This window comes from Paraburkholderia sp. SIMBA_053 (assembly GCF_046534895.1).
Lineage (GTDB): Bacteria > Pseudomonadota > Gammaproteobacteria > Burkholderiales > Burkholderiaceae > Paraburkholderia > Paraburkholderia caledonica.
The window spans coordinates 1-295 of the sequence record NZ_JAWRXU010000425.1 but is presented as its reverse complement, the minus strand read 5'-3'; the positions used below and the strand labels follow the sequence as shown (position 1 = coordinate 295).

The window sequence follows — 295 nt, the reverse complement described above, 5'->3', positions numbered from 1 at the left end:
ACGCGAATTCAGCGATACGTACGTGCGTGATGCCGAGTTCGACCATACGCTTCGCGTCGTCGGCCCACATCGTGCGCGGCCATTGTTCGGGGTAGTAGCAAACACCAAGTTGCATGTGAAAGTCTCTTTATGAGTGACGTCGAATAGCCGGTTAGCCCTTGCTTGCACCAAAAGTCAGGCCGGCGACGAAATGCTTTTGCATCGCGAAGAACATCAATACGGAGGGCAGCGCGGCAAGCACCGAGCCGGCCGCGACCAGATTCCATGCGGTCGTCCATTGCCCCTTGAGCGCGGC

Annotated in this window: 1 protein-coding gene and 1 pseudogene; both read right to left on the bottom strand. The window is 58.0% G+C overall.

Annotation, left to right across the window (positions count from 1 at the left end):
• Positions 1-115 (bottom strand): beta-galactosidase (locus SB753_RS36270; protein ID WP_410804937.1); only part of this gene is annotated, 115 nt, incomplete at its 3' end.
• 36 nt (positions 116-151) lie between these two features.
• A pseudogene (locus SB753_RS36265) lies at positions 152-295 on the bottom strand (carbohydrate ABC transporter permease); the annotation flags it as partial.